This is a genomic window from Rhodopirellula sp. JB055, assembly GCF_043100905.1.
Lineage (GTDB): Bacteria > Planctomycetota > Planctomycetia > Pirellulales > Pirellulaceae > Rhodopirellula.
This window is the reverse complement of the sequence record NZ_JBICHO010000332.1, coordinates 1-3,249: the sequence shown is the minus strand read 5'-3', so window position 1 is coordinate 3,249 and position 3,249 is coordinate 1. Positions and strand designations below refer to the sequence as shown.

Here is a 3,249-nt window from a genome sequence, read left to right as displayed (position 1 = left end):
CCGCCGTCGTTTGGTTTTTGGCTTTTTTTTTTGTGTTGGCACATAACCTATTTGATACCCGGCCGGGGGGGGGGGTGGGTGGGGTAACGGTTGGTTTCCGGGTTTTTGCGGGGGTGGGGCAATCCGCGCCGGTTCCCATGCTCGGCCCCCTCCCTCGCGTACGCCTGAACGGCGTCGCTCGACCTCCCCCCCAAACTTCGTTTCGGGAGAGGTGCATCATCAGAAACCAGCTCAAACGCGGCCTCGATAAACTGCACGACCTCGAGGCGGGGCGAGGGGAGCCAGGACAATTCAAATGAAAACCTGCGCCAACAAATACGCTCCACGACACCAAACATTTCGCAGTCCAGGCGAACGCCGAATCGGCTCACATGGTACTGCCCGGTCATTCCTGACGACCTGCTTATTGATCATTGTTCTTCTCGATCAAACGAAGAAGACGTTGATCAGAAAAGTCCATTTTATCTGGCTTTGCATTCACACTTTTCCAAGTGAAATGAATCTTCACTTCATCCCGAGCATCTGAATAAGTTACCCAGCGAGGGACCCATTTGTCGTCCACCTCAATCAGGTCGATCTCACACTTCGATACTCCAATTCGTTTTTCGCCATCCACAACGAGCCGACCATCCGCGCTGCGTTTCACGGCAGGTTGATCGAGTACTGCCCGAACTGGCCAATAACCTCTCCCTGTATCAATTGACAAAACAATCCCACCGACGTTAAACGTCTTGATCGCCTTCTTCTGCAGCAAGGGGTTCTGTAGCTCACGCGGGTCGACGACGGTCACAGCATCTTTCCCGTTCTCCATATGATTGAAGAGTGTTTTGTAATAGGTTGTTTTTCTGTCGAAGTCGCCCAGTAAACCGAATCCAAACGAGCGGAAATCAAACGGGCTGACTTCTCTCCGCTGAGAGTTCGCCTCCAAAACCAGTCGCATTGCGATGTGCGAAGTCGACTCGATCAACAATGATTGCTCCGGCGGAAATCGAAAATTGCATCCTCCCCAAAAAGAAGCTTTTCGATCCAGTTTCACATCGTCTTCCGTGAAGCGTTCCAAGTAGTGAAATGTTGTCGACTTGGTGTCGTCGTAGCAGTACAGCCCCTTCTGCTTCCACTTCACTGTCTTTTCGGGATCGGCCTTGCTCATCTCATACTCGAATTCCCCCGACTGCAATGCGGTGCGAGCATCAAGCGTCTTCAGCAACAGCTACTCGAAGGCGGCATGGCCACCCAACATCCCGTCTTGAGCACTCGCCTCACGCGAAGGCAGCCCACCGACGAGCAGCAGAACCCCAAGCATGACCACGCATCGATCGATCCTGTTTGAAAACTTTTGGTTGAAACTCATCCTTAATCTTCCATTTGTCGGCAGCAATAAAGTGTTTGCGGTTGCACACCCTGTCCGCCCGAACCCGAGCATATGGCTTCCCCTTTCAGTGTCAAACCTTTTTCGCTTGAGAATCACCCTGGAAACCCGCATTCATTTGGTTGGAGTGTCACCAACAATCCAACAAGGGTTACTCGAACGGCATCAAACAGACCAGAAAGGAGAACACGGAACCCATCAAGACCCATCAAGACCCATCAAGATTTCAGAAAGATTTCCTGTTTTCGATCGACAATCAATTCGACTGTTCCGTGGCGGCCTATCACGATGAGACACCTCGATCCCACCCATAGCCTTCAACATGGTCTCCTCCAGAGTCATTCATACCAGTTCGCCTCGAATGGAACCGTCGAAGACAACGCGAAATGTTTGTTCCCAACCCCAAATCCAATGGACCACTGTTGGTCGCTTGACGTGTCCGTTTCGAAGCCTTAATCGCCGATCGTCTTTGTTGGCCAATGGCCATATCCAACCCAAAATCGATGGATCGAAATGGGCTGTTGGCCATCAAGCGAAATCACAATGCAAAACCGTCCCGGTCGCTCTTTGATTGTCACTCGATTCAGTCATCGGTCCTGGTCAGCAACATGTCTGGGCAGGATCGCATTCCAACTCTTCCACTGAGTCGCTGAACAACGGCGTCGAGAAGTAGCGTTCCATGCGGTCGGGAAAGACCGTGACAATGGTTGCATCGGGCGGGAGATCGCGCGCGGCTTCCAGGGCCGCGGCGAAGTTCAACCCTGAACTTGGCCCGACGGGAAATCCACGCCGGATCAGTTGGCGACAACAGGCCAAAGCCACGCTGTCTTTCACATCGACTTGTCTGAGTCCAGGCAGATGGGCATCGCGGAAGATTGCCGAAGCACTTTCCACCACACCCGGTATCTTCTTGCTGAAACTGGAACACTCCAGCTCATACAGGCCATCGGAGCAGACCGGCCGAGCCAGCACCGGCCGAGTGATGCATCCAAAATCGCAGAACCCCTGGTACAGACCGACCAAGGTACCACCCGTTCCGACCCCACTGACGACCGCATCCACCGAACGAGAAGGAACTTGAGCGATGATTTCCGCGGCGGTTTGATAGCGATGTGCCGCCGGGTTGTCTGGGTTCTCAAACTGCTTGCTTGCGAACGCTTCTCCTCGACCGGCGATCTCATCTGCCAATGCCATCGCTCCGCCCACACCTTCCTCCGCCGGTGTCAGGATCACTTCGGCTCCAAACGCTCGAATCATCTTGATCCGTTCGGAACTCACCCCGCGCGGCATGACCGCAGTGAATCGCAAACCAAACTGGGCGCACATCAACGCAAGCGAAATGCTGGTCGAGCCACTCGACGCTTCGACCACCGCATCACCACGGCCCAGCAACCCGCTTCGGATTGCCTTTCCCAAGATGAAACGAGCGATCCGATCTTTGGTGGATCCGCTCGGGTTGTGGTACTCCAGTTTGCACCAAATGACTGGCCCATCATCGGACAGTTTCACCGGCGCAATCGGAGTTGAGATTGCTTCGGTCGCATAGCTATACGAAGCCGGATGATTGGTCATTGTTCCATCGCGGGTTGCGAGTTCTCGGCGTGGCCATGGTCTGTCAAACCAACAATTGACATTCCAAGTTGGGCGAATGCCAATGATTTCTGCAGCAACACAAAAAACGGGCGAACGCCCGCCCTTAACACGCCATCTCGGGCGACGATCCAAACAACAAAGACGACTCCTGGTTTGTCAAAGTTAAATATCAGGGTTGACCGTCGTGGGGGAGGGGGGGGGTGCGTGGGGTTGTGGGCAGGTCAGGGCACCGCGCCCCGGCCGCACCCCCAAAAAAAAACAAACTGGGGGGGCCCGGCATCATTGGT

General features: G+C 54.1%; 3 protein-coding genes. 1 reads left to right on the top strand and 2 read right to left on the bottom strand.

The genetic code is table 11. The annotated features are described in order from the left end of the window. Nucleotides 1-403: 403 nt before the first annotated feature. Nucleotides 404-1,036, bottom strand: coding sequence for a hypothetical protein (locus ACF8AM_RS13130; protein ID WP_392556063.1), 633 nt, complete (start codon nucleotides 1,034-1,036; stop codon nucleotides 404-406). A 265-nt stretch (nucleotides 1,037-1,301) separates the two neighbouring features. Between ACF8AM_RS13130 and ACF8AM_RS13125 the strand changes: the two genes are divergently transcribed. Then, entirely contained in the window at nucleotides 1,302-1,661 is a 360-nt protein-coding gene (locus ACF8AM_RS13125) for a hypothetical protein (RefSeq protein WP_392556062.1), read from the top strand. A 308-nt stretch (nucleotides 1,662-1,969) separates the two neighbouring features. Here ACF8AM_RS13125 and ACF8AM_RS13120 read toward each other — a convergent pair whose 3' ends face one another. Then, on the bottom strand, nucleotides 1,970-2,941 hold the full coding sequence (locus ACF8AM_RS13120; protein WP_392556061.1) for a cysteine synthase family protein: 972 nt from the start codon (nucleotides 2,939-2,941) through the stop codon (nucleotides 1,970-1,972). Between the last annotated feature and the right edge of the window lie 308 nt (nucleotides 2,942-3,249).

What these genes read in the sequence shown, in the direction of transcription:
- ACF8AM_RS13120 (WP_392556061.1), bottom strand. Translation starts at nt 2,941, where the DNA reads ATGACCAATCATCCGGCTTCGTATAGCTATGCGACCGAAGCAATCTCA.
- ACF8AM_RS13125 (WP_392556062.1), top strand. Translation starts at nt 1,302, where the DNA reads ATGACCACGCATCGATCGATCCTGTTTGAAAACTTTTGGTTGAAACTC.